At 67.8% G+C, this 255-nt stretch carries 1 protein-coding gene; it reads right to left on the reverse strand.

Annotated elements, in window-relative coordinates; translation table 11 throughout:
• On the reverse strand, nt 1-255 hold a 255-nt coding region (locus KVP70_RS33760; protein ID WP_217946783.1), incomplete at both ends, for an AMP-binding protein.

The following is a 255-nucleotide window of genomic DNA, read 5'->3' on the forward strand; positions in this document are numbered from 1 at the left end:
GGATCTTGACCTGGAAGTCGTTGCGGCCCAGGTATTCCAGATTGCCGTCGGCCAGATGGCGGGCCAGGTCGCCCGTCTTGTACATCGTCGCGCCGGCCACGCCGGCAAACGGATCGGGCACGAAGCGCTCTTCGGTCATTTCCGGCAGGTTCAGATAGCCCAGCGCCACGCCGGCGCCGCCGATATACAGCTCGCCGGCCACGCCCACCGGCACCGGCTGGCGCCGCGCATCGAGCACGTACACCTGGGTGTTGG

The sequence above is a fragment of the Duganella violaceipulchra genome (assembly GCF_019166075.1).
GTDB lineage: Bacteria > Pseudomonadota > Gammaproteobacteria > Burkholderiales > Burkholderiaceae_D > Rugamonas > Rugamonas violaceipulchra.